Annotated in this window: 25 protein-coding genes; 18 read left to right on the forward strand and 7 right to left on the reverse strand. The window is 47.0% G+C overall.

Annotated features, from left to right (window positions below; translation table 11 throughout):
* Positions 1–50 precede the first annotated feature (50 nt).
* The 5 genes from ACIFQM_RS10295 (at position 51) to ACIFQM_RS10315 (ending at position 4,172) form a co-directional block, all read left to right on the forward strand.
* On the forward strand, positions 51–164 hold the full coding sequence (locus ACIFQM_RS10295; RefSeq protein ID WP_235332350.1) for a putative holin-like toxin: 114 nt from the start codon (positions 51–53) through the stop codon (positions 162–164).
* Positions 165–225: 61 nt separating this feature from the next.
* Complete coding sequence (locus ACIFQM_RS10300; RefSeq protein ID WP_430043205.1) at positions 226–726, forward strand: hypothetical protein; 501 nt, start codon at positions 226–228, stop codon at positions 724–726.
* Positions 727–732: 6 nt separating this feature from the next.
* A complete protein-coding gene (locus ACIFQM_RS10305; RefSeq protein ID WP_430043203.1) occupies positions 733–2,199 on the forward strand; it encodes a sensor histidine kinase in 1,467 nt (488 codons plus the stop codon).
* Between the two features lie 154 nt (positions 2,200–2,353).
* Positions 2,354–3,460, forward strand: a complete 1,107-nt coding sequence (locus ACIFQM_RS10310) for a hypothetical protein (protein WP_430043201.1) — start codon at positions 2,354–2,356, stop codon at positions 3,458–3,460.
* Positions 3,461–3,497: 37 nt separating this feature from the next.
* Positions 3,498–4,172: a VOC family protein gene (locus ACIFQM_RS10315; RefSeq protein ID WP_430043199.1), complete on the forward strand. Its 675-nt coding sequence runs from the start codon at positions 3,498–3,500 to the stop codon at positions 4,170–4,172.
* Positions 4,173–4,334: 162 nt separating this feature from the next.
* On the opposite strand, the gene ACIFQM_RS10320 is transcribed toward ACIFQM_RS10315, so the two are convergent.
* The 4 genes from ACIFQM_RS10320 to ACIFQM_RS10335 all read right to left on the reverse strand — a co-directional run bounded on the left by ACIFQM_RS10320 (position 4,335) and on the right by ACIFQM_RS10335 (position 7,378).
* On the reverse strand, positions 4,335–5,552 hold the full coding sequence (locus ACIFQM_RS10320) for a sialidase family protein (RefSeq protein WP_430043197.1): 1,218 nt from the start codon (positions 5,550–5,552) through the stop codon (positions 4,335–4,337).
* A gap of 45 nt (positions 5,553–5,597) precedes the next feature.
* Positions 5,598–5,963 carry a hypothetical protein gene (locus ACIFQM_RS10325; protein ID WP_430043195.1) on the reverse strand — a complete coding sequence of 122 codons (366 nt, stop codon included), beginning with the start codon at positions 5,961–5,963 and terminating at the stop codon, positions 5,598–5,600.
* A gap of 596 nt (positions 5,964–6,559) precedes the next feature.
* Positions 6,560–6,682 (reverse strand): hypothetical protein, encoded by a 123-nt coding sequence (locus ACIFQM_RS10330; protein ID WP_430043193.1) that lies wholly within the window; start codon positions 6,680–6,682, stop codon positions 6,560–6,562.
* A gap of 291 nt (positions 6,683–6,973) precedes the next feature.
* A complete protein-coding gene (locus tag ACIFQM_RS10335; RefSeq protein ID WP_430043191.1) occupies positions 6,974–7,378 on the reverse strand; it encodes an Rrf2 family transcriptional regulator in 405 nt (134 codons plus the stop codon).
* A 170-nt stretch (positions 7,379–7,548) separates the two neighbouring features.
* On the opposite strand from ACIFQM_RS10335, the gene ACIFQM_RS10340 reads away from it, so the two are divergent.
* Complete coding sequence (locus ACIFQM_RS10340) at positions 7,549–7,851, forward strand: YunC family protein (RefSeq protein WP_134914362.1); 303 nt, start codon at positions 7,549–7,551, stop codon at positions 7,849–7,851.
* Between the two features lie 140 nt (positions 7,852–7,991).
* Here the strand turns inward: ACIFQM_RS10340 and mtnA are convergent, their stop codons facing one another.
* Both mtnA and mtnK read right to left on the reverse strand, forming a co-directional pair.
* Positions 7,992–9,101 (reverse strand): S-methyl-5-thioribose-1-phosphate isomerase, encoded by a 1,110-nt coding sequence (gene mtnA / locus ACIFQM_RS10345; RefSeq protein ID WP_430065417.1) that lies wholly within the window; start codon positions 9,099–9,101, stop codon positions 7,992–7,994.
* Complete coding sequence (gene mtnK / locus ACIFQM_RS10350) at positions 9,098–10,330, reverse strand: S-methyl-5-thioribose kinase (protein WP_430065419.1); 1,233 nt, start codon at positions 10,328–10,330, stop codon at positions 9,098–9,100. Before mtnK ends, mtnA begins: the two co-directional genes overlap by 4 nt.
* Positions 10,331–10,642: 312 nt before the next feature.
* Here mtnK and ACIFQM_RS10355 point away from each other — a divergent pair, with 312 nt between their 5' ends.
* The 6 genes from ACIFQM_RS10355 (at position 10,643) to sufB (ending at position 16,792) form a co-directional block, all read left to right on the forward strand.
* Positions 10,643–11,113 carry a Dps family protein gene (locus ACIFQM_RS10355; RefSeq protein ID WP_283655328.1) on the forward strand — a complete coding sequence of 157 codons (471 nt, stop codon included), beginning with the start codon at positions 10,643–10,645 and terminating at the stop codon, positions 11,111–11,113.
* Positions 11,114–11,621: 508 nt separating this feature from the next.
* Positions 11,622–12,404 carry a Fe-S cluster assembly ATPase SufC gene (sufC, locus tag ACIFQM_RS10360; RefSeq protein WP_014280665.1) on the forward strand — a complete coding sequence of 261 codons (783 nt, stop codon included), beginning with the start codon at positions 11,622–11,624 and terminating at the stop codon, positions 12,402–12,404.
* 23 nt (positions 12,405–12,427) lie between these two features.
* Positions 12,428–13,732 (forward strand): Fe-S cluster assembly protein SufD, encoded by a 1,305-nt coding sequence (sufD, locus tag ACIFQM_RS10365; RefSeq protein WP_137062399.1) that lies wholly within the window; start codon positions 12,428–12,430, stop codon positions 13,730–13,732.
* A complete protein-coding gene (locus ACIFQM_RS10370; RefSeq protein ID WP_137062400.1) occupies positions 13,729–14,952 on the forward strand; it encodes a cysteine desulfurase in 1,224 nt (407 codons plus the stop codon). The genes sufD and ACIFQM_RS10370 overlap by 4 nt, the downstream gene beginning before the upstream one ends.
* Positions 14,942–15,361, forward strand: coding sequence for a Fe-S cluster assembly sulfur transfer protein SufU (sufU, locus tag ACIFQM_RS10375; protein WP_342417271.1), 420 nt, complete (start codon positions 14,942–14,944; stop codon positions 15,359–15,361). The genes ACIFQM_RS10370 and sufU overlap by 11 nt, the downstream gene beginning before the upstream one ends.
* Before the next feature lie 33 nt (positions 15,362–15,394).
* Positions 15,395–16,792: a Fe-S cluster assembly protein SufB gene (gene sufB / locus ACIFQM_RS10380; protein ID WP_430043182.1), complete on the forward strand. Its 1,398-nt coding sequence runs from the start codon at positions 15,395–15,397 to the stop codon at positions 16,790–16,792.
* Between the two features lie 170 nt (positions 16,793–16,962).
* Here the strand turns inward: sufB and ACIFQM_RS10385 are convergent, their stop codons facing one another.
* On the reverse strand, positions 16,963–18,027 hold the full coding sequence (locus ACIFQM_RS10385) for an HD-GYP domain-containing protein (protein ID WP_430043181.1): 1,065 nt from the start codon (positions 18,025–18,027) through the stop codon (positions 16,963–16,965).
* A 317-nt stretch (positions 18,028–18,344) separates the two neighbouring features.
* On the opposite strand from ACIFQM_RS10385, the gene ACIFQM_RS10390 reads away from it, so the two are divergent.
* From ACIFQM_RS10390 to ACIFQM_RS10415, 6 genes are all read left to right on the forward strand, one after another.
* The gene (locus tag ACIFQM_RS10390; RefSeq protein WP_430043179.1) at positions 18,345–19,799 is read left to right on the forward strand and encodes a bifunctional metallophosphatase/5'-nucleotidase; all 1,455 of its coding nucleotides are present in this window, start codon (positions 18,345–18,347) and stop codon (positions 19,797–19,799) included.
* On the forward strand, positions 19,753–20,913 hold the full coding sequence (locus ACIFQM_RS10395) for an HD-GYP domain-containing protein (protein ID WP_430043176.1): 1,161 nt from the start codon (positions 19,753–19,755) through the stop codon (positions 20,911–20,913). The genes ACIFQM_RS10390 and ACIFQM_RS10395 overlap by 47 nt, the downstream gene beginning before the upstream one ends.
* Positions 20,914–21,009: 96 nt before the next feature.
* Entirely contained in the window at positions 21,010–22,140 is a 1,131-nt protein-coding gene (gene yfkAB / locus ACIFQM_RS10400; RefSeq protein WP_430043174.1) for a radical SAM/CxCxxxxC motif protein YfkAB, read from the forward strand.
* A gap of 98 nt (positions 22,141–22,238) precedes the next feature.
* Positions 22,239–23,594 (forward strand): hemolysin family protein, encoded by a 1,356-nt coding sequence (locus ACIFQM_RS10405; protein ID WP_430043221.1) that lies wholly within the window; start codon positions 22,239–22,241, stop codon positions 23,592–23,594.
* A 190-nt stretch (positions 23,595–23,784) separates the two neighbouring features.
* Positions 23,785–24,009, forward strand: a complete 225-nt coding sequence (locus ACIFQM_RS10410; RefSeq protein ID WP_430043172.1) for a spore coat associated protein CotJA — start codon at positions 23,785–23,787, stop codon at positions 24,007–24,009.
* Between the two features lies 1 nt (position 24,010).
* Entirely contained in the window at positions 24,011–24,445 is a 435-nt protein-coding gene (locus ACIFQM_RS10415) for a spore coat protein CotJB (protein WP_430043170.1), read from the forward strand.
* The last annotated feature ends 23 nt before the right edge of the window (positions 24,446–24,468 follow it).

Genomic DNA, 24,468 nt, shown 5'->3' on the forward strand with positions numbered 1-24,468 from the left:
ATTGGCTTAGATGGGCGGTCGGCTAGTCTCCTGCCAAGGAGGTGATGCCTGTGGAGGTCAAAGAGGCGCTGACATTAATGATAATGTTTGGTACATTGCTGGTGACGCTGATCGGATTAGTCATCACAATTGTCGTTGCATTGAACCATAACCAAAAGAAGTAGATGAAAACGGATGGGGTATTGATTTATGTTGAGATTGAAATGATCTATTGGAGGTAAGCCAATGAATATTCGGATGTATCATGACTTGGCTTTGCAGTTGGAGGAGGCTATTTGGGAGCTTGGAGAGGAAGCCGCTGGTATACTCCCATTAGACAGTAAAATGGCTGAGGAAAAAGCACAAAAGGCTTGGGACCTGATACCTGAACCTAAGCATAAATGGGGAATTACAAGCTTGACCTTGCATCAATACGTTCAAATTCTCAACTATAACGGTCAAACTCAGCGATCCGCAGAGCTTTTAAATGAAGAGATTGTTGATTTGGAAATCACTGGTTATCGAATTGTGGATGCCAATCCTTATATTTTGATGGCTGAATCGCTCCTTCTTCAAGGCAAAACGTTAGAGGCGCATGATTATCTCAAGAAGGCATACTCTATTGGAGGTGCGAGAGCATTTCGAGACCAGCCCAAGCTCTATTTGGAAGTAGCGAAAAGTAAGGCTTTGGATGAAAAGGAAGTGCTATTTCAATTTTCAGCGTTGAATGTAAATGCCGGGCGGTGATTATCCATGAGAATTAGCATCAAGTTGAAATTCAGCTTGTTTCTGGCTGTACTGCTTATTCTTGCTCTAGGCGTGCTAAGCTATTTTGTTCTTCAAGGGGTGGAAAAGAATCAGCTGACTCAAACCGAGGTTTATCTGGCCCAGCACGCCAAAACGGTTAATCTACGGGTGAAGCAGACTTACTATACAGGAACGCGGATGGAGCCGCAGATATTTATGAGGCAGCGGGGCCGGGGACTGGCTACGGAACTGGCCGGATTTACCGGACTGGGCGTCACGCTTTATGATGCGCAGGGACTCCAGGTAGGCACCTCTATTCAAGACCCTCCAGTGGTAGACCAGCAAAGTGAAGTGAATGCTGCCCTGGCCTATGCGTTGCACAATAAAATAGCATATGAGGCTGTGGGGGACACACTCCTGTATCTGGCGCCGCTCCAAGGGCCGGAGGAACAAATGGGGGTAGTTCAGTTGCAATATTCACTCAAAAGCTCGCAGAGTTTTCTGCGAACCCTCCAGAATTTGTTCCTGACTACAGGGATCGCGGTGCTTTTGCTAAGCTTCATCATCGGATATTTGTATTTTAACCGGGCAGCCACAGCTATTGGACGGTTGAAAAAGGCGGCAGAGGATATCCGCCGCGCCGAATATATTCAGGCTCCTCCACTTAGGCGAAAGGATGAATTGGGCGAGTTGGCCGAGGGCATCTACTTTATGAGCAAGGAGATTGAGCAGAGTATTGCTGCCAAGGATGAGGAGCAACGGAAGCTGCAACTGGCTATCCACAAGCTCCAGGCGCTGGAGCAGCAACAGAAGCAATATATCGGCAACATTAGCCATGAATTCAAGACACCGCTGACCTCCATTAAAGCTTACGTGGATTTGCTGAATATGTACGACGATGATCCCAAGCTGCTGCTGGAAGCCAAGGCCAGCATCGCCAAGGAAACTCAGCGGCTATATGAAATGGTGGAGAAGGTGCTACAGGTATCGGCGCTGGAAACATATGATTTTGAGTCACAGACCGAGCTGTTGGAGGTTGCAGAGGGGCTGCGGGATGTTTGTGCACGTATGAGTGGCAAGGCAGAGCGCTTCGGTATCACTATTTCCTGCGATGCGGAGCCAGCCCACATCTGGATTGATAAAGAGAGCTTTATGCATATTTTTATTAATTTGCTGGATAATGCGATTAAATACAATGTTCCTCAAGGAACGATTCATGTTCACAGCGAGCTTAGGGACAACCGGGTAAGGATCACGATCCGTGATTCCGGCATAGGCATTCCTGAGGAAGCCAGAGAGAGGATTTTCGAGCCCTTCTACACGGTCAACCGCGACCGATCCAGACAATCGGGCGGCACGGGACTGGGACTGTCACTGGTGTGCAATCTGGTTGAGAAGCAGAATGGAAGCATTACGCTGCTGGAGACAGAAGGTGAAGGTTCGGTCTTCGAGCTGTCTTTTCCAGCTACTTAATAGGTCTGTACTCTGCATCAAAGCTACTCAAAAAGTTTACAACTTGGAAACAAGCAGCCGTGGTTTGGAAATACTCCTTCGGTATGCTTAGAGCAGGCTAAGGTTACACAGGACTCAAGATTAGGCTTCCACAGCGAGTAGGGGGAATCATGCAATGAACACAAATATCCACAGCAAGCTGGGCAAGACAGGACTCATGCTGCTCGCCACGGCGACTCTTATGTCCATGACTGCTTGTACTACTGGGAACACGGAGGCGCGACAATTCGTAGAGAAGTCCGGCAAAAAGATTACCGTGATGGATAACACCACTGAATCCGTATACACCAAGTTGAAGCTGGAGGGCATTGCTAAGATCGAGGGTGTGCGCGGGATGGATTGGGTGAGTGAAGGCACGCTTGCGGTTGATAAAGAGAACAGGAAGCTTTCCCCCGTGATAACTGAGGGAGAAAAACGTTATCCACATAACCTCTATCAATATGATCTTGCTTCCAGTGGGGAGACGCCGCTGCTGGAGGAGGAGAAGAGCTACGGATTTGCAAAGCTGTCCCCTGACAGGAAGCATATGCTTTATCAGCAATTGTATGAATCCACAGGAATAGGCTACATCATGAATCTTGAAACCGGCGTTTCCGTGAAAATGGTCGATGCAGAGTTTATGGCCGGGGAAGGCGCATGGGAGGATACAGGTCACGTTATTTTTCCCAATATGGAAGGGGACATTATCAGGGCTGATGTGAACGGAAAAAGTGAGGTCGCAGTCAAGACTGGACAGAGAAGTGTTTCTAGCGTGGCTCCGTCGGGAAATACGATCTACTATGTCGCCATGGGGGAATGGATCGCCTATGATATCGAAACCAAGCAATCCGAAATCCTTAAAAAAGACATCTGGGCGGTCCTTCCTTCCCCGGATGGCAGCACGCTGGCGGTTGTTAAACACACCAAATCCGGGGAAAACGCATTGGTTCTCTGCGATACCAAAGGGAAAGAGCTGTCCACATTGGCTACGGGTATGCAACTGTTCGGTACAAGCTGGTCGCCGGATGGCAGCAAGCTGGCCTATGCGGTTTCTGAGGATGGAGATAAATACCGTTTTTTCATTACAGAAGCAGAAACAGGGGAGCAAACTCCGGTCTTGGGCGATAATAGCATAAGTGACCAGCTACGCTGGAGCCCTTCCGGTAAAAAGCTGCTGATTCCAACAGGGGTCATGAAGGACACTGGATATCAATCTACGGCTTATGTAATCAAGTTATCTTGAGCAAAAATCATTTATTTTAAGGAGGATGACGAACGCGATGAAAATAACAGAAGTGCTCTTAAATACACACAGATTTGATGCCATGAAAGCTTTTTACGGCTCTCTCTTGGGTCTGGAGGTTATGGAGGAAACCGCTTCACGGTTATCATTTGGAGCTGGCGAATCGGTTCTTGCTCTTCAGGAAAATTCCCTCATGGAGAATGAGTTTTATCACGTTGCGTTTGCGATTCCAACCAATAAGTTCATAGAGGCAAAACAATGGGTAATCGACCGGGGCATCTCATTGATTTCAAGAACCGGAGAGGATGAGTTTCTTTTCGAAAGCTGGAATGCAACAGCACTTTACTTCTATGATCCTGATCATAACCTCATCGAGTTCATTGCTCACCATTCGCTCGACAACGCAGTAGATGAAGCTTTCGGGCCAAAGCATCTACTTCGTATAAGTGAGATTGGCCTTCCAGTCGATAATGTTCCGGAATGTTGCAAAACAATCACAGCAATGTTCCAAATTGATTCATGGGGTGAGGCCGGGCAGCAATTTACTCCTCTAGGGGACGCGGAAGGATTATTGATTGTCATAGACAAGCAGCGGCCTTGGTTCCCAGACGATAGGATGCCGTGTGGGTTCAATACCAAGATCGTGATTAAAGGTGCAGGTTCTGCCAGTCTTTCGCTTCAAAATGGCTTGTACGAATTGAGATCAATCTGATTAGACTTACTCATGTAGGGGTAGTACCAGAGTAGCTGATACCACCGCATGTAAATGGATGAAAATGTGAATAAAGGTTGGCGCAGCAATGGTTGCCGTTGGGCACTGAGCGTCACTAGCTGATCAATCTGGGACAACTGCAGCATCGGTTCTCGTCATCGTTTATTGGTTATCGCCAAACCAAATGTTTTCAGTTCCTGTCCGAGTGTCCGTCCAAACGGTTACGAGGCGGCCTGTTTGAGGAACAATGGCATTTCCAATGTAGTCTCCAATTAGAGGAAGGCCTGCGACACTAAACGAAGTTGTCGTAATACGAGTGTTTGTAAATGTTACTCCGCCATCCCTCGATGTAGCAAGAAAAACATCAATATCAGGCGGATTTAATCGATTGGTATAATAGGAAACAAACACCGCTCCATCCGTTGGGGAAACGGTGATAGCCGGGAAAAAGTTCTGGGATCCCACCGGACTGTTTGTAATGGGCATCGACGTGCCCCAATCTACGCCAAAGTTTGTGGAAATTGCCAGAAAAATATCGGAATACCCTTGCCGAAAGTCTTGCCACACTGCATAGACATTTCCTTGCGTAGCTGGTGCGTTTGAAATGTCTGCTGACATGGAGGGATACGTTAAGCACCTGAATTGGTATCCCGGTAGTGGCGAAGGTGGAACAACGACCGGGGCAACCATGGTTTCAGTTTCGAATGTTGTTCCTCCGTCTAGTGATGTACGCGTGTTGAATTCGGAACTACCTGGAGGTTGGGTAATCCAACCCACGATAAGAATTCCATTTAATGTGATTGCAATTCCCGGGAATTCTTCAAACTCGGTAATTGAAGATAGGAGGTTCGGGCTAGAGTAAGTGTTTCCCCCATCTTGGGAACGATTGAAGAATATTGTATTTCCTGGTATAAATTGCGTGTTGTAATCGTGAGTATAACCCGTATAAATGTTTCCAAAAAACGGGCTGGACCCTGCCTTATCGGCGATAACAACCACCTGATCGTCATTGACAAACTGTCCAAATCCTTGGTTCACAATGACTGGCGGTCCGAACGAAGATGCATTGTCGTTAGAGATATAAGACACGATTGTCCCGCTGAGACCGTCCGAATCGAAGGCGTGAGCTGCCACAACGAACGAATCGGGGAAAAAATAATCAATATGAGGCGCCTCTATGCCAGCAAACCCGGTCGGTAAAGGGAGTAACGTCGTGCTCCATGTTGCGCCTGCATCGATTGACTTGTATAAGCCAATATTCGGCGGTCCTGCACTGAGATCTACAGCCACTGCCACCATAACGGAGGGATTAAGCCAGTTTACCGCGATGGTTGGCTCAAACTGAGCACTAGTACTTGGCGAGATTTGTATGTTTGCCATAGTTACTATCCCCTTTTATATTAATGAAACTGCGGTTACTTTAATTTATGGGTTAAGTTGGGCAATTTGAGTGAGTTCTTCTTGCAGCACTTTTTGATGAGGAATTACGTTTCCGGATGAATCCGTTCCGAATACATTGATGACAGTATCTGTTGGAACAGTGCCTGTAACAAGAAATTGAACCTCGTAAGAAGTATTACCTGCGATGTTAAAACTAAGAATTTGATTAGTATTCGCATTGATCGTCAGGGAATTGGAATAAACCAGTGATTTACTCACCAAGCTATTCCATACGTAGATGTGATAAACAACGTTAGATGAAAAACTAAGATTATCATTACTAATGTTGATTACAAGGTTTGATGCAGGGGTAGTTCCCGTATTCGTGATGATGCCAGTTGTTAATGCCATGAAATCACAACCTCTCATTCGTTTCTATTACCATATGAAATCCTGTTCCATGTTGTGTGGACAAAATCACCTATATTCCGAATCCAATCTGTTCAAGGCATCATTTTGATGCTCATTCTAATACAAATCGTTCATTAGCTGACTCTTAATATATTTGATGATAAATCATCATCTCATGTATCGCACAGGGCTCCAGTTCTTATAGCAATTATCATATAACTTCATCAAGCAATGGGAGTATACTTGAAGCGAATGAAATTATAAGTACAGCAAACCCGGAAGAAAAACCAGTCTCTGATACTCCACAAGTAAGCGATGATTCTATGCAAGACAGCTTTAAAAGTGAAGGAGACAGCGGGCGTGATTCCGACAGTTTAAAGCTAAAAAAAATGAACAAATTCAGGCTGCCAATAACGATATCAATGGGGAAATTCTATCTTCAGATGCGGTGAGCGATGAATCGAAAGTGACAGATTCAACCCCCAAAAAACATGTTTTTTGAAACAAAAAAGAGTGGCCCTAAATCAGCCACTGGCATCTATTATATACGGTTTATGATTCTTCTTTATTTAATCGTTAGCTATTTCACGTTGTGGTCAATCCAAGAATGAATCGATTCCCCCATCGGATTCCAGCCAAGCAGATTCCGTTGCATGGACAGCGCGAACCTGGCTGTTAGTAGCGAGCGCCACCTCCAAATTCTGCAACGGCTTCGTCAATGGGCCATCTCACAATTGTCTCTCCTTATCCCAGATCTTTGCTTACGAATTTGGTAATTTCTCTAAAGGTTTCTTCCCCATTTTCAGAGTAGAAATAGGAAGCCGAAGGTGCTTTTTCCAATGCAAGATGAAAATTTTTATATTTGAATACTCCTCTGAATTTATAATTAGATTCATGTTTCGCTATTCGTTTCTGTACTCTGCGTACGCTCCAAGCCGTTTCTTCATACCGTTCACATAAAATATATAAAAGGTTTGTTATATCTATAATTATCTCAAAATAAATATGGCTCAGAGAACCATTTTTATTTCTTTGGCAAGTTCGGATAACTTTTGATATCTAAGATGCTCATCCATTTTGGTCTCCGCTGTAACCATTACTTTTTGAATTAAGCATTCTGCTTCATGGTTCATACAACAGTCGAACAAAGAAGTTGTGCCTTCAATGGCATGAATAACATCCAGGAACGAAATATCCTCCCAGTTCCGCTTCAATCTATAACCGCCATTGGCACCCGAAGTAGATTCAATCATTCCCGCCTTGACCAGCTTGGTCAGTATTTTGGACAAGTAAGTAGGCGATACCCCTTGTCGATCCGCCAACTGTTGTACACCAACAGGCTTATGATTAGGGGTTGATGCTACCAGAAAAAGCATGGTGTGAAGGGCATAGTTTGTCGCTTTAGAATACTTCATGCTCGTGATCACCTCAATTCAGGATTTAATCAATATATAATATCCTTTATATTGCGCCATCGTCAAATTTCGAATGCTCTTATTCAATATGCATCCACAGGTGTCCACACTCACCCGCAAATACTGCATAAAATATCCCGAATGAACAAAGAGGAGGTGTAGTGAGAACAATGATACACATGGAACCCGTACAAGTGGGTGAGCATACATTTATCGGAGTCGAGGTCAAACTGCCTAAAACAACGCTGTTGACTATCTCCAACTCCCGTGGTTACATCATGTGCGGCGCACTGGATGTCGGATTGCTGAATGAACGGCTGGGAGATCGGAAAATTCTTGCCGCACGAGCTGTGGGTGTAAAAACGCTGCGTGAATTGTTGGAAGCGCCCATGGAGTCGGTGACGACGGAAGCGGAGCAGCTTGGGATTAAGCCGGGTATGCCGGGGTATGAGGCACTTTTGAAGCTGGTCTAAGTGGAGCTTTTGCTGCACGAAGGTAAAAAAACGCGAAAAAACCGGGGCTGCTTCGCTCCGGTTTTTTCAGATAGAAAAGTTACATTTTATCGAGTAAAACGATTTCGCTTTCATACGAGCTGCATGGTCTGGCAGACGAATTAATTCGCAAATAAAGCGGGCAGGCTGTCGCTAAAGGGAGCTTGGACGATCCCTTTTTCGGTAATGATGGCGGTAATGTATTCATGAGGCGTAATGTCAAAAGCCGGATTATAGACCTTGATGCCTTGTGGGGCTGTCCTTTTGCCGAAGCTTTCGGTGACTTCCTCCGCAGGACGCTCCTCGATGGGAATGTCTGCGCCTGTTGCTGTGTGCAAATCAATTGTAGATAGCGGTGAAGCTACATAAAAAGGAATACCATGTGCCTTGGCCAGCACAGCTAAGCTGTAGGTGCCGATTTTGTTGGCGACATCGCCATTAGCCGCCACTCTGTCCGTGCCGACGATGACGGCCTGGACCCAGCCTTTGGCCATGACCATACCCGCCATGTTGTCACACAGCAGGGTTACATCAATGCCAGCCTGCTGAAGCTCAAACGCGGTCAGGCGAGCGCCTTGGAGCACGGGACGTGTTTCGTCGGCAAACACTTTCAGACGTATGCCATTTTCGTGTGCAAGGTACATAGGGGCGAGTGCCGTCCCGTATTTCGCTGTCGCCAGTCCGCCTGCATTGCAGTGAGTGAGCACGCCCATACCGTCTTCGAATAGAGGTAAAGCATGGACGCCGATCAGGCGGCATACCTCCTCATCCTCTGCCTGAATGGATATAGCTTCACGCTCCAATCCGGCATTCCAATCCTCGACCCGTCCTTCGGTCGCTTCGGCGGTAAGTTCTTTGGCCCGCTTCTTCATGCGGTCCAGCGCCCAGAACAGGTTCACCGCGGTCGGTCGTGATGTAGCCAAATGCCCGCAAACGCTGTGTACATGCTCCAGCCATCCAGCAGCATCGGTTCCGCCATAAGCGGAAGCACCCAGCACGACGCCGTAGGCCGCAGCCATTCCGATGGCTGGCGCACCGCGTACCTTCATGGTATGGATGCCATCCCACACTTCCTCGGCTGTGAACAAATCCAGCATCACGATGGATTCGGGCAGCAGGCGCTGGTCCAGCATGGACAAGTGGTCACCTTTCCACACCAGCGACGAGAGAGCCTGACCAGGCATGATTGGTTCATTGGAAGCTTTAGTCGTAGATTCTTTATTTTCACTCATGTCCATGAAGCTCCTTTAGTTTGGGCAGCCGTTGCTGTCTGAATAATGTCTCCCATTTCACGGATCGAATGCACCTCACGATTGCGGAGAACCAAGGCTTTTCCTATAGATAACGCCAGTCTTTCCGCTGCTTCCTTGATCGCAGGATCGGCAATTGTATCTATATCGGCCACATGCGACAAGCTGATGATCCGGCGGATGACCTTGCAGCCTGCAAAGCCAATCGTATCTTGCAGTACTTTCTGGAGGTACAAGTCCTGATATCCCGGCGTGCGGGCCATGTGGTCAGTAACATGCTGGTCCCACAGTTTGCGGAACCCGCTCTCAAACTGCTCCCATACCTGAATGGCAGTCTCTAAAAGCCAGTCACGGCGTTCCTGTACAGCTGTCTCGCCAGAAGTCCATCCAGGTTGTGCTACATAGTTCAACAGCAGATTGGCAATCACCGCTCCGATATCAAAGCCCATCGGTCCGTAGTAGGCAAACTCGGGATCAATGACTTTAGTGGACTCCGCTGTTACAAAAATACTGCCTGTATGAAGATCGCCGTGCAGCAGCGCTTCTGTCCGTGTCAGAAACTTCTCTCGCAGCAAAGCTACTTCCAGATGAATGGCCTGATCTGTACGAAGCGCCTCTGCCTCGTCTTCGATATAGGAACCGTAGTTGTTATTGTCTGAAAACCGATAAGGCTCGTCCAAAATAAGATCCTCGGTGATTTTACAAAGATCCGGGTTGATAAAGCGCTTGACCAGTTCTTTTTTGTCCTGCTGATTCATGCCCAGATCCGAGGTGAAAAAGAGCGTACGTGCCAGAAACTCTCCAATATGGTCAGCAAAATGCGGATATGTGTTTCCTTCGATTAATCCTTTGCGCATGATTGTGTACGAGCTTAGATCCTCCATCACAGTCAAGGCGAGCTCATCGTCATAGCCGAGCACCGCAGGAACCAGCTCAGGGCAAATGTGGTGCTCCTTCTGAAGCGCCTCGCGCTCAATACGGGCACGATCCAGTGACAGCGGCCAGGATTCACCTACGATTTTCACATAGGGAAGCGCCTGTTTGGCAATGATACTCTTGTCAGATTCAGAATCCGTAATATGAAAAACCAGATTCAGGTTGCCATCACCGATTTCGCGGCATTCCAGACGAGCATCCTGACTAAAAAATCCGGGGATGTTCTTCACAAATTCTATTGCTTCTTCTGTCGTTAAAGCATGATATTGGGACAACGAAGTCACCTCCATAAATTGTGCATACATCTATGATGAGAAATACTACAATATTAAACCAACCATTTCGCTTGGATAGAGCCAAGTATAACGAAAATCGTTTGAGTTTTGTACATTTTTTTTGTGGGGAGGCAGAATAGGGGGGGAGGAACGTTAGATTTTGTTTCGTTCTCCTATGAGAAGGGTAAATCATAAACAGACGTCCGGCAGGCGAAATACCGTGCCCGCTGGCGTCTTCCCGTCAGAAGTACGGTGGATGAATGCTTAAACGTTCCTGAATGATCAATTTGATGAAAAAGGAAGGGATTTAGTATGGCTAAAACAACAAGCAACTCGAAAAATACGCAAACGAAATCGGTGGAAGAGCTGTTAAACCGCCAGGTCGCTAACCTGAATGTGTTATATGTAAAGATTCATAACTATCACTGGTATGTGAAAGGCTCCAACTTTTTCACACTCCATGTTAAATTTGAAGAGCTATATAATGAAATTACGCTAAAAATGGACGAGATCGCCGAACGCCTGTTGGCACTGAAAGGCTCTCCTTCCGCAACGTTAAAAGAATATCTGGAGCTGTCCTCCATTCATGAGGCAAGTGGCAATGAGGATGCGCCGAAAATGGTGCAAACGCTGATTGAGGACTTTGCCACTGTCTGCGAGGAATTTCAGGAAGGAATCGAGCTGGCTGAAAGCGCATCTGACCAGCCTACCGCAGATTTGCTGATTGGTTATAAAGCGGATCTGGAGAAGCATATGTGGATGCTTCGCTCTTATCTGGGTTAACCGGAAAAATAATGCTGGAGGCTTTGTTCTGAAATAAGCGCTACATGTAAAAACGCTACTGACGTCATATTGTCGGTAGCGTTTTTATGGATGAAAAAGACAATTTACAGCATTTAATGCTTTTTTATAGATCATGATTTTGTAAAATTCTACGCTATAATATAATGAGGAAGCAGACAATCACGGTAAGGTTTCATCTTTCTTCTTCATGGTTCATCACGCTGGCTTTTGAACACTGCATCATTTAGGCAGGTCCGCATGCTATTTTGCCATTTGTGAGCTGAGTTAGTATGAATATTTTATGAAGAAAGTTGCTTAACGTGTGTCTGTTGGTTGCACCCTTAAAGATATTTATTATAAAATAGCTTGAGAATCATTGAGAATCAGTTTAGAATGATTATAAATAAATTTTTAAATATTCCGTTTGCTTGAAATCAGGGGGCTCCCCTGTTTAGATATACTTTCTGATTTCGACACCACACTACAAATTTTGGAGGGTATTCCGAATATGGCTACAAACTTTAAGATTGAAGGTCTCAAAGCGACCATTGAAGGCAAGGAAATTCTGAAAGGCATTAACCTCGAAATGAAGGGCGGAGAAATCCATGCCATCATGGGTCCTAACGGAACGGGTAAAAGTACTTTGGCTTCTGCTTTGATGGGGCATCCCAAATATGAAGTCACAGATGGCCAAGTCACTTTGGACGGAGAAGACGTTCTGGACATGGAAGTGGATGAGCGTGCACGTGCGGGATTGTTCCTGGCTATGCAGTATCCGAGTGAAATTGCAGGGGTAACCAACTCCGACTTTTTGCGTAGTGCAATTAACGCACGCCGTGAAGAAGGACAGGAAATTTCCCTGATTAAATTTATCCGCCAAATGGAAAGCAAAATGAAGGAGCTCGAAATGAATCCTGAGTTTGCTCACCGTTACCTGAATGAGGGTTTCTCCGGTGGAGAGAAAAAACGGAATGAAATTTTGCAAATGATGATGATTGATCCGAAAATCGTCATTCTGGACGAAATCGACTCCGGTCTGGATATTGACGCTTTGAGAATCGTAGCTAGCGGTGTCAATGCTATGCGTTCCGAAGAGCGCGGTTTTCTCATCATTACTCACTACCAGCGTCTGTTGAATTACGTTAAGCCAGATTTCGTACATGTCATGATGCAAGGACGCATCGTTAAATCCGGTGGACCTGAGCTGGCTGAGCGTCTGGAAGCGGACGGTTACGACTGGATCAAGGAAGAGCTGGGTATCGTTGATGAAACTGTAGGACAAGAGGCGTAAGCCGGAAGCGAGGAGGAAAACTAATGAGTACACAAACAATCCTTCCGGTAGATTCCGAGCAACTGCGCGTTCTGTCCGAACGTAACGGCGAGCCGTCATGGCTGACCGCAGACAGACAAAAAGCACTTGAGCTTGCAGGCAAACTGGAGCTTCCGGTATTTGAAAAAACCAAAATCGAACGTTGGAATCTCAACGATTACGGTCAACATAAAAACAGCGAGGCGATTGCATCGGTGGGGCAGGTTCCCGCAGCGATTGCCGATCTGGTCAAAGAGCAGCAGGAGGGTGGCCTGATTATCCAGCGCAACTCCGGCGCGGTATATGTGAAGCTGAGCGAGGAATTGGCAGCGCAAGGCGTTATTTTCACGGATCTGCAAACGGCGGTTAAGGAGCATGGTGATCTAGTTAAAGCTCATCTGAATACGGTTATTAAGACGGATGAAAATTCATTGTCCGCGCTGCATGCAGCACTTTGGAACGGTGGAGTATTTGCTTACGTGCCGAAGAATGTGGAGTTAAATGTTCCGCTTCAGGCTGTTTTCCTGACAGATGATGCGACAGCAACCTTTGCCCCTCACGTACTGCTCATTGCTGAAAGCCATAGCTCCGTAACGTACGTAGACAACTATGTATCTGCGGATTTGGCAGCACCTGTCATTCATAATGGCGCAGTAGAGGTGGTAGCGAATGCAGGAGCCAAGGTGCGTTATGCATCGGTGCATCAGCTTGGAGAGCAAGTTACGGATATTTCGATCCGCCGTGCTACGTTGGGTAATGACGCAGCTATTGAATGGATTGTCGGAGAAATGAACTATGGCAATACAGCGAGCAACACGATGTCCGTGCTGAAAGGCAATGGCTCCAACTCGGATGCCAAGATTATTGCTGTAGGCTCTGGCTCGCAAAAGCTGAACTATACGACACAAGCACAGCATTTTGGCAAAAATTCAGCCAGTCAGATGATTACACGCGCAGTTATGCGTGAAAATGCATCTTCCATTATTAACGGTATTACGAAAATTGAAAAAGGTGCTACCAAAGCAGACGGCCAGCAAACAGAACGTGTTCTCATGCTTAGTCCGAAAGCGCGTGGTGACGCTAACCCAATCCTGCTGATTGATGAGGATGATGTGACCGCAGGTCACGCAGCTTCGGTCGGTCAGGTGAATCGTGAACAAGTGTATTACTTGATGTCCCGCGGGATTAGCCGTGCAGAAGCTGAACGCTTGATTATTTATGGCTTCCTGGCACCTGTCGTTTCTGAAATTCCGCTCGAAGGACTTCAACAGCAGCTGCAAAGCCTTGTTGAAAGGAAGTTAGGCCAATGAATACTGCATTGATCCGTGAACAATTCCCGATTTTACATCAGGAGATTAACGGTCATCCGCTGGTTTATTTGGATAATGCGGCCACTTCGCAAAAACCGCTGGCGGTCATCGAGGCGATCAAGCATTACTACGAATATGATAATTCGAACGTTCATCGTGGAGTGCATACCTTGGGTAGTCGTGCTACGGATGCTTATGAAGGTGCGCGGGAGAAGGTAGCCCGCTTTCTGAATGCGAAGCGCAGTCAGGAAATTATTTTCACAAGAGGGACGACAACGGCGCTGAATCTAGTTGCTTCTTCCTATGGCAGAGCCAACTGTCAGGAAGGTGATGAGATTGTCATCACACCGATGGAGCATCACAGCAATCTGATTCCGTGGCAACAGGTAGCCAAAGCCACAGGCGCAACTTTAAAATATATCCCGCTTCAAGAGGACGGTAGCGTTGATCTTGCTGACGTGGAGAATACCATCACTGAAAACACTAAAATTGTAGCGATCACGCATGTCTCCAATGTGCTCGGTGTTGTGAACCCGGTCAAAGAGATTGCCGCTATTGCCCATCGCAAAGGTGCGATCATCGTCGTAGATGGTGCGCAAAGCACGCCACATATGAAAGTAGATGTACAAGACATAGATGCTGATTTCTATGCCTTTTCGGGTCACAAAATGTGTGGTCCTACAGGGATCGGAGCATTGTACGGCAAAAAGGCGCTGCTGGAAAACATGGAGCCGATTGAGTTCGGCGGGGAAATGATCGACGATGTGGGATTGTATGAATCCACATGGAAGGAGCTGCCTTGGAAATTCGAAGGCGGAACCCCGATCATTGCCGGAGCTGTCGGTTTGGGAGCTGCCATTGATTTTCTCGAAAGCATCGGACTGGACGCGATTGCACAGCATGAAAGCCGTCTGGCCAACTATGCTCTCAAACGTCTCCGTGAAGTGGATGGCTTGACGATTTACGGTCCTGCTGAACGTCATGTGGGACTCGTAACATTCAATCTGGATGATGTACATCCGCATGATGTAGCGACCGTGCTGGATAGTAAAGGGGTAGCTGTACGTGCAGGCCACCATTGCTGCCAGCCATTGATGCGTTGGTTGAAAGCCAGTGCAACGGCACGAGCCAGCTTTTATCTCTATAACACGGAAGAGGAAGTCGATGTTTTGATCAGCGCCTTAATCCAAACGAAGGAGTATTTTGGCGATGCAACTTGATGACTTGTACCGACGTGTAATTATGGATCATTATAAAAATCCGCGGAATCGCGGACGTTTTGAGGATGACGCGGTCACGGTGGATTTGAACAATCCTACATGTGGCGACCGAATTTCTCTTCAGCTCAAGACGAAGGACGGCGTCGTCGAGGATGCCCGTTTTACAGGGGAAGGCTGTTCAATCAGTATGTCCTCGGCTTCGATGATGACAGAGGCGGTTAAGGGAAAAACAATTGATCAGGCGCTGGATATGGCGAATCGCTTCTCTTCTCTGATGAAGGGTGAAGCCGCCGAATTCGACGATTATGAAGAGCTGGAAGCTTTGTCAGGTGTCAATAAGTTCCCGGCCCGTATCAAATGTGCGACTTTGGCCTGGAACGCGCTGCGCAAAGGAATAGATGAAGAATAATAAATTTACTAGAATAGAGGAGGTTTGAGAAACATGGCCAAGAAAGCACCGGAAATGGAAGAGTATAAATATGGCTTTCGTGACGAGCACAAATCCATTTTCCAAACAGGTAAGGGTCTCACTCCGGAAATCGTAAAGGAAATCTCCAAAATTAAGGATGAGCCAGAATGGATGCTGGAATTCCGTCTGAAAGCATTAAAGCAGTTTGAAAAAATGCCTATGCCAAACTGGGGCGGGGACATGAATGAGCTGGATTTCAACGATATCCAGTATTATGTAAGACCTTCCGAGAAACAAGGGAAAACGTGGGAAGAGGTTCCTACGGAAATTAAGGAAACCTTTGATAAGCTGGGAATTCCTGAAGCGGAGCAAAAGTTTTTGGCTGGTGTATCCGCACAGTATGAATCCGAGGTTGTTTACCATAGTATGCAAAAGGAACTGGAAGATCAGGGCGTTATTTTCATGGACACCGATACGGCGCTGCGTGAGCATCCTGAAATTCTGAGAGAGTATTTTGCGACAGTTGTGCCTCCAACGGACAACAAGTTTGCAGCACTGAACAGTGCGGTATGGTCAGGCGGAAGCTTTATCTATGTACCGAAGGGTGTAAAATGTGAAGTTCCATTGCAGGCTTACTTCCGTATTAACTCGGAAAATATGGGACAATTCGAGCGTACGCTCATTATTGCCGACGAAGACAGCTTCGTGCATTATGTTGAAGGCTGTACAGCTCCGATTTATAGCACGAACTCGCTGCATAGCGCCGTGGTGGAAATCATTTGTAAGAAAAACGCGCGTGTTCGTTACACAACGATCCAAAACTGGGCGCCAAACATCTACAACCTGGTGACCAAACGTGCGGTTGCAGAAGAAAATGCAACGATGGAATGGGTCGATGGTAACATCGGTTCCAAGCTGACGATGAAATATCCGGCGGTTGTACTGAAAGGCCGTGGAGCTAAAGGTATGGTCTTGTCCATTGCAGTTGCAGGCAAAGGCCAGCATCAGGATGCAGGGGCAAAAATGATCCACTTGGCACCAGATACGACATCGACGATTGTATCCAAGTCCATCAGTAAGCATGGCGGTAAAGTAACGTATCGCGGACTGGCTTCATTCGGTCGTCAGGCCCAAGGGGCAAAATCGAATATCAAGTGTGATACGTTAATTTTGGATAATCAGTCCACCTCGGATACAATTCCTTATAATGAAATCATGAACGACGATATTACGCTGGAGCACGAAGCAACGGTTTCCAAGGTATCGGAGGATCAGTTGTTCTATCTGATGAGTCGTGGCCTGACCGAAGCAGAAGCGACACAAATGATCGTTATGGGCTTTATCGAGCCGTTCACCAAAGAACTGCCGATGGAGTACGCGGTCGAGATGAACCGTTTGATCAAGTTTGAAATGGAAGGTTCCATAGGATAATTCTCGCTTTACGAGGGTTATGTTGGGGCTGAACCATGATGCGATGGTGTCTATCAGGCGTTTGGTCCGTAACATAAAAAAGAGACTGTCCTTCGTAGGGAAACCTGCGGATCAAGGACAGTCTCTTTTTTATTCGCGTAGTCTGTGTATGAGCAGAACGAGTTCGCAGATCAGGATTCCAGATAAATTTCGTCAACGGATACATGTCGCTCTCTGGACAAGTCTATATACTCATTTTCATTAATTTTCACTAAAGGTCTGAAATAATCGGCAGGATTGTTCAAAATAATCGTTCCTGTCTGACCCGAAGTCAGAAGGACCTGCTTGTTTATAAAGTTCGGAAGCATATGCTGGATGAAGACTTGGGTGGCTTCCGGGTCCAGATGTCCGAAGCTCATGCTGTGCAGCTCGCGCAGTACGGTGAGCAGCTCCTGCTTCGTCTGGTACACACGGTTGGAGATCATAGCGCTATATACGTCTGCAATTGCCGTAATACTGGCGAAAGGATGAATATCCTTCTTGAACAGTCCATTCGGGTATCCGCTTCCATCTTCTCTTTCGTGATGCTGCAGGGCGACGATTGCCGAAATCTCATCACTTGTTGAGTTGCGAATGATATCATAGCCGTAGAGGGAATGTTTTTTCATTTCCTTAAATTCTTCAGGCGTCAGCTTACCAGGTTTATTCAAAATCTCATCCGGTATCATGGACTTGCCTATATCGTGTAAATATCCGGCTTTACCAGCGGTATAGGCTTCTTCTTCTGTATATCCAAGCCATGTGGCAATGTAATATGACAGTACACCCACTTGGAGAGAATGATTGTACGTATAGTGATCTCCCCGTTCCATGAGCAGCAGCAGAGATACGACATCTTTTTGATGAGTCAGCTCTGAAACGAGGGGGCTGAGCAACTCATCGACTCGAGATTCATCCAATTTGCCGGTTGAGGCAGCTTTGAGAAACATGCTTTCAAAGCCATGAATAGTCTGCTCCATGAGGGGAACGGCACGTTTAAGGGATTCGGGAGAAGCGGGAACATCGGGGGCAAAGTCAACCGGAATGCTCGCTGAACCGGCATCAATGTCGATATAATCGACACCATGCATGATGAGCTTGGAGATATCGTCGTGCTGAAGCTGGGTACCCCGAATCATGACGGGTACACCGTGTTCATTGTATGTATCGGATCTGAGAAGATCTCCTGGCTTGGCATCGGTAACGTGAACTCTCATGCGCTTAACCTCCTTATTGTCGTAAATTTGTCGAAAATACGAAGCAAACCTAATATATCAAGAATAATATGGGATGACAACGACTAATTCACTATTATTCCTAGCTGTAAAATAGGTCCCAGGAACCCGTCTCTTCTCAGAGGCATACGAGGGCATTGTGACTTTGCTTCTCCCCGTGACTGTTTCTTGAGTCAACACAGTAGCTAAATTGTCAGTTGTAGCGCCCCCACCGACATGTACCATAATGGGAAATAACATGGTATGCTTAAACATTAGAAGCAACAGAGTCGATATATAAACTATAGAGGAGGGCGGTTATGGAGATGACGACCCAGCAAACGTTAACCATTTTGCATACCAATGATATACATAGTCATTTTGGCAGTATGCCTTCGATAGCCGCGATGATTAATGAACGAAGAGCCACATCAGGAGATGCGCTGCTTGCGCTGGATATGGGAGACCACATGGACCGGATGGCCCCCGAAACGGAAGGAACGCTGGGTAGGGCAAATGTGGATGTGATCAATCTAACAGGATATGATGCGATTACGATCGGTAACAACGAAGGACTGACGTTTACCCCGGATATTCTTGAACAAGCCTATGCTGGAATTCACTGTCCGGTCGTATGCGGCAATATGATGGAGAGTGCCACGGGGGCAAGACCTTCGTGGCTGAAGGAATCTCTGATTTTGGACAAAGCAGGGATCAAGGTCGGTTTGCTCGGCGTGACGGCTCCTTTTGGCGAGTTCTATCAATTGCTGGGATGGGATGCACTCGATCCGTTTGAGGTATTGGGAGAACAAATTCAGTCCCTGAGAAAGCAGGTCGATGTTCTGGTTGTGATGTCGCATTTGGGTTTACCTTCGGATAAGAAACTGGCATCGCGGTTTTCAGAGATTGATGTGATTCTTGGAGGTCATACCCATCATGTGCTGGAGGAGCCGCTGTGGATCGGGAGCACAGCTCTATGTGGGGCTGGCAAGTATGGAACGCTGCTGGGTGAAGTGGCACTAAGCCGCAACAGTAGCCATGAACCGTTTCGGGTTACGTCAGGCCGCGTAGTTCCTGTAGACCACACACTGCTGGACGAAAAGGTGGCATCCTCCATTGTATCGCATCGAAGACAGGCAGAGCGTGCCATGGAGAGTACGGTGGCAGTGGCGAATCGGAAGCTGGAGATTGCATATGATCGGGAGTCTCCTCTCGGAAATTTACTGGCACAATCGGTGTCACATTTTACGGGAACCGCGATTTCTCTTGTGAATGCGGGCCAACTGCTGGGTCCTTTACCTCAAGGTGATATCAGCAAAGGAATGCTACATTCCTTATGCCCTTCGCCAATTAATGCCTGTATCATGAAGCTGTGGGGAAGAGACATCCGGCTGGCGCTGGAGCAGTCCTTGCTACCGGAATTTGCGGACAAGAAAATAACGGGATTTGGCTTTAGAGGTAAAGTGCTTGGTACGATGTGTGTGGAAGGTCTGGAGATTCAATATGACATGACTCGCGCTCCTTATGATAAAGTGACGGATATACGTGTAGCGGGTCGTTCATTGGAAGAAGATGAGCAATATACGGTAGGCACGTTGGATATGTTCACTTTCAGAGCAGGTTATGAAGTGCTTGCGAACGGAGCGGAACTCCGATTTATGCTTCCAGAATTTTTGCGGGATTTGATTGAAATGGAGTTGAAGCGTCCGGGCGCGATGGAAGAGTGTTTTGCAGCTAGGTGGCTTCAGGTATCACAACAATCGGGAGAGGATTAAGTTGCGACTGGTACCTGTTACATTATTAAGAGCCGGCATGAAGCTGGGCAAAAAAATATACAATGAAAATGGAATGGTGCTGCTCTCGGAGGGTGTTGAGCTGACTTCGCGATTGATTGAACGTCTAGGCCAAGTCGGAATTGGATATGTATACATTGAGGATGCGGTGACAGAAGATATCGTAATTCCCGAAATGATCCATGATCAGACGAGGAAGATGGCGCTACAGGAGATCAAGAAGCAGTTTCAGGGTCAGTCATCCTACTCCGTAGATCATAAGCACCAATACTTTGGCAAGTCATTTTATAAGGTGATGGAGTCCATTCTGGACGATATCGGAGGCCGTCAGGATGCCGTCATTATGCTGATGGATATCGGGGCGGCAGATCAGGATCTGTATCATCATTCATTGAACGTATGTCTATATTCACTTGTACTAGGAATATCCAACGGATACAATAACAACCAGCTTATGGAACTGGGCATAGGTTCACTATTGCACGATATTGGTAAAATGAAAATTTCACCTCAAGTGCTCTATAAGCCGGGCAAATTGACGGACGAGGAATACGAGCACATGAAAACGCACACGGTGATCGGCTATAAGCTGCTTAAAGACGAACCGGGAATTCCCCTGCTGTCGGCTCACTGTGCATTACAGCATCATGAACGTATCGACGGCAGCGGATATCCGAACGGCTGGAGGAAGGACCAAATCCACGAATATGCCAAATGGATCGGGCTGGCAGACTCATACGATGCGATGACAGCAAGTCGAATATACAAGCAGCCATTGTTGCCCTATGAAGCAATGGAGGTGCTGTATGCCGGTGCGGGCACGTTGTATGAGCAACGGATGCTGGAGGCATTCCGCGATTGTGTAGCTATATACCCGCTGGGGCTCTCCGTGATGCTCAATACGGGGGAAGAAGGGGTTGTGGTGCGTATACACTCCAAAATCCCACAAAGGCCCGTTATTCGCATTGTGAGGGATCGGGACGGACAGGAACTGAAAGCGCCTTACGATGTGGATCTGTCCGTATCTCTTTCGGTGATGATTACCAACACACGGGGTGCTACAGCTTCCCCTTTTGGAGCAATGCACGTGGATTAGCACATGAAGTGGCAGAAAAGATGCAGCTACTTTACACATCATGATATGATATTCATACGTCTTTTGAGGTTAATAACAGAAATAAGGTGAAAAATAATGACAGTTCTACAAAACAACACCCTTCCACAAATATCACCAGCGTATGATCCGTGGGACCCGATTGTCTCGCTGCGCACACATGGCCGTCATTTGCTGACAAGTGTGGAAATGACCGTGACGCATCTGTGCAATATGCGCTGTGAGCACTGCGCTGTGGGCGACATGCTTGTTATGAAGGAGGCTCCCTTTCTTCCATTAGATCTGATGCTGAAACGACTGGATGAAGTCGAGCATCTGGAGACGATCAGTATGACAGGCGGAGAACCCGCTTTGCTCGATAAAACGGTGGACGAAGTAATCGTTCCGCTGCTGAAATATGCCAAAAAGCGTGGCATTCGCTCGCAAATCAACTCCAACCTGACATTGGATATCCGCAGATATGAGAAGATGCTTCCTTATCTGGATGTCATGCATATATCGTTTAATTATTTGAATGCCGACGATTTTTACGAAGTGGGCTTTGCAAATACCGGACGTCCGACCCCACGCGTGGGGGCTGTTCGCCTTTATGAGAAAATGGTGGAAAACGCCCGCAGGTTGAGCGAAATGGGGATGTTCATTTCTGCCGAATCCATGATTAATTACCGCACACACACGAAGCTGAACGGTATTCATCAGTTAATTAACGAAATGGGATGCCGACGGCATGAGGTTCATCCGATGTATGCATCGAATTTTGCCTCTGCCTTGCCTGTCCTTTCTCTCGACGATATGCGCAACTCCATTCATAAGCTGCTGGATGTGCGCAATCAGGATATGTGGATGCTATTTGGCACGCTGCCGTTCTTTGCTTGTTCAGATCGAGAGGAAGACCGCAAGCTGCTTCGCCGATTGCGCCAGGAACCGAATATTACGGTGCGTAATGATCCAGACGGAAGAAACCGCGTAAATGTGAATATGTTCACGGGCAGCGTGTATGTGACGGATTTCGCAGACATTCCGGCTTTTGGAAATATTCAGGAGCGCGGTCTGGAAGATATTTTCGGTGAATGGTTGAATGAACATCCGTTGAATCAGACCGTGAACTGTCATTGTGATGCCGCTGCCTGCTGCGGACCGAATCTGCTCGTAGCGGATATGTATTACAAGGGAGTCGATTTTAAATCCAGAAAAGCATTACAACTATGAGCATTTGGCATACATCCAATTAGCGACTTTCAATTATACCATGGAGCGTTGCAAGTCAAATGATGCAAAATGCAAACTATAGAAATGGGGAGTTCGTATTGGAAGGTCATACCGAGTTTCATTGGGGATTGCTAACGGTGAATCTTCTTTTGGTACTGCTGCTCGTCTTTCTGAACGGTGTATTTGTGGCAGCGGAATTTTCGCTGGTCAAAATGCGCCAATCCCGATTGACGCAGCTCCAAAGTGAGGGGCATCGCATGGCAGGCTATGCGCTAAAGGTGAACCAGAAACTGGATGCTTACCTGTCCGCGACCCAATTGGGCATTACGCTGGCTTCATTGGGCTTGGGCTGGATTGGTGAACCAGCAATATCCGGCTACCTGATCGAGCCACTCATGCACAAACTCGGTGTTACTGACGGTACACTGATTACAACGGTTTCCGTTGTCGTCGGATTTTGCGTGATTACCTTTTTGCATATTGTATTGGGTGAACTGGCTCCAAAGTCTTTGGCGATCCAGAAAACCGAAGGTGTGGCCTTGTTTTTATCCGCTCCTTTGCTGCTTTTTTACAGGGCCTTTTTGCCTGTCATCTGGGTGCTGAACGCCGCGGCGAATTTGTTATTGCGGGCGTTCGGCATCCAGCCTGCGAGTGAAGCGGAAGCGGCGCATTCGGAGGAAGAGATCCGTATCTTGATGAATCAGAGCGCCAAAAGCGGTGTTATTGATAAGGACGAAATCAAGCTGATGGACAATATTTTTGATTTTTCCGATTTGCTGGCCCGTGAAATTATGCTTCCGCGTACGGATATGGACTGCTTGTATACGAATGTATCGTTTAAGGAAAATCTGAAAATCATCAGTGATACCAAGCATTCTCGCTACCCGGTAGCGGTTGAGGATAAGGACCAGATTATCGGCTTTGTTCATATTACAGATTTTCTGTTGGCAGAGCAGGGCGAGCAATTGGATCTGGCCTCGGTGGTGCGTCCTATTTTGAATGTGCCAGAATCTATGGAAGTGAGTCACGTACTGCGTCTTATGCAGAAAAAGCATTCCCAGATGACTCTCGTGGTCGATGAGTACGGTGGAACAGCCGGGCTGCTGACAGCGGAGGAAATATTGGAGGAAATCGTCGGGGATCTTTACGATGAATTTGAGGATGAACGTCCAAGCGTGGAGATTAAGGATAATCTCATTTCGGTGGATGGTCGTATGCTCATTGAGGATGTTAACGATCTGACCGGGGTGAACATTGAAGACGACGAAGTGGATTCCATCGGGGGCTGGCTGTTTAAAGAACTGGAGGGCAGCCCGGTGAAGGGAAAAAAAATTGTGTTTTATAACCTGACCTTTGAGGTGGAGGAAGCGACAAGGCTTCGTATTACGAGAGTGAGGATTCACCGCAAGCCCGACCCTGTGATCGAAGATGAACTTTCTGCCGATGAGTCCTGATCCATAGCTATGGTTAGGGTCGGTTCCGGTATGAAAGCTATTATAGAGTGTAAAAGCAAGAGCCTTTATTTCCACGTTATCGTGGTTTTGAAGGTTCTTTTTTTATCTGTAATTTTGTGTTCGAGACTTGGGCCATGCAGCATATGATGAATAGTAAAGCAGATGGATCAACTAAAGGAGGTCCCGGCCCGTGAAATTTCCACAGCAAGGTGAGTTTGCCCCGTTTGTCGGTCCGTTCGATCCGTGCCCGCCCGTATTGTGCAAAACCTATGTGCTTCCACCGAACCTGTTTGTACAATTTCAGCCCCCAGGTCTGCCTCAATTCAGTCCGGAGGAGGCACTGAGGAAGGGAACGCTATGGCCCTTGTTATACAGCCCTTATGAGTCTAGGAGAAACCAGGGGGGAGGCGAGTAAAATGGATGATCCAAATCAAGGTCAGGCCCCAAACCAGCCTCAGCATCGAAACCAGGTAGAGAACCAGCAGCAGAATCCGTATCAAAGCCCCTATGCCAACTCGTATCAACAGCAAGACTCTACTGAGGACTACAATCAGAACGACAGAAACTCATACCAAGGCTATGCGCCCCAGACCAAGCCGGGTGATGCACAGTTTTATGCGCTGCTGGAGAAGCTGCAAACGGTGGATTTTGTATTGGTGGAACTGAATTTGTATCTCAATACGCACCCGGATGATTTACAGGCTATCGAACAGTTCAATAAGCTGACGCAGGAAAGGACGGGGATTGCCAATGAGTACCAGATCCTGTACGGACCTCTGCAAAATTTTGGCCGTGCCTATTCCAAGTATCCTTGGGAATGGAGCCAATCCCCTTGGCCGTGGCAGGTATAGGTAGGTACAACCTTTTATAAAGG

The sequence above is a fragment of the Paenibacillus sp. NRS-1782 genome (assembly GCF_050467685.1).
GTDB lineage: Bacteria > Bacillota > Bacilli > Paenibacillales > Paenibacillaceae > Paenibacillus > Paenibacillus terrae_A.

Coding starts and splice junctions, on each gene's coding strand:
- ACIFQM_RS10370 (WP_137062400.1), top strand. CDS start 13,729: ATGAATACTGCATTGATCCGTGAACAATTCCCGATTTTACATCAGGAG.
- ACIFQM_RS10335 (WP_430043191.1), bottom strand. CDS start 7,378: ATGAAGTATTCTAAAGCGACAAACTATGCCCTTCACACCATGCTTTTT.
- ACIFQM_RS10320 (WP_430043197.1), bottom strand. CDS start 5,552: ATGGCAAACATACAAATCTCGCCAAGTACTAGTGCTCAGTTTGAGCCA.
- sufB (WP_430043182.1), top strand. CDS start 15,395: ATGGCCAAGAAAGCACCGGAAATGGAAGAGTATAAATATGGCTTTCGT.
- ACIFQM_RS10355 (WP_283655328.1), top strand. CDS start 10,643: ATGGCTAAAACAACAAGCAACTCGAAAAATACGCAAACGAAATCGGTG.
- ACIFQM_RS10390 (WP_430043179.1), top strand. CDS start 18,345: ATGGAGATGACGACCCAGCAAACGTTAACCATTTTGCATACCAATGAT.
- ACIFQM_RS10340 (WP_134914362.1), top strand. CDS start 7,549: ATGATACACATGGAACCCGTACAAGTGGGTGAGCATACATTTATCGGA.
- ACIFQM_RS10315 (WP_430043199.1), top strand. CDS start 3,498: ATGAAAATAACAGAAGTGCTCTTAAATACACACAGATTTGATGCCATG.
- mtnA (WP_430065417.1), bottom strand. CDS start 9,101: ATGAGTGAAAATAAAGAATCTACGACTAAAGCTTCCAATGAACCAATC.
- yfkAB (WP_430043174.1), top strand. CDS start 21,010: ATGACAGTTCTACAAAACAACACCCTTCCACAAATATCACCAGCGTAT.
- ACIFQM_RS10305 (WP_430043203.1), top strand. CDS start 733: ATGAGAATTAGCATCAAGTTGAAATTCAGCTTGTTTCTGGCTGTACTG.
- ACIFQM_RS10385 (WP_430043181.1), bottom strand. CDS start 18,027: ATGAGAGTTCACGTTACCGATGCCAAGCCAGGAGATCTTCTCAGATCC.
- sufD (WP_137062399.1), top strand. CDS start 12,428: ATGAGTACACAAACAATCCTTCCGGTAGATTCCGAGCAACTGCGCGTT.
- ACIFQM_RS10325 (WP_430043195.1), bottom strand. CDS start 5,963: ATGGCATTAACAACTGGCATCATCACGAATACGGGAACTACCCCTGCA.
- sufC (WP_014280665.1), top strand. CDS start 11,622: ATGGCTACAAACTTTAAGATTGAAGGTCTCAAAGCGACCATTGAAGGC.
- ACIFQM_RS10310 (WP_430043201.1), top strand. CDS start 2,354: ATGAACACAAATATCCACAGCAAGCTGGGCAAGACAGGACTCATGCTG.
- ACIFQM_RS10415 (WP_430043170.1), top strand. CDS start 24,011: ATGGATGATCCAAATCAAGGTCAGGCCCCAAACCAGCCTCAGCATCGA.
- sufU (WP_342417271.1), top strand. CDS start 14,942: ATGCAACTTGATGACTTGTACCGACGTGTAATTATGGATCATTATAAA.
- ACIFQM_RS10300 (WP_430043205.1), top strand. CDS start 226: ATGAATATTCGGATGTATCATGACTTGGCTTTGCAGTTGGAGGAGGCT.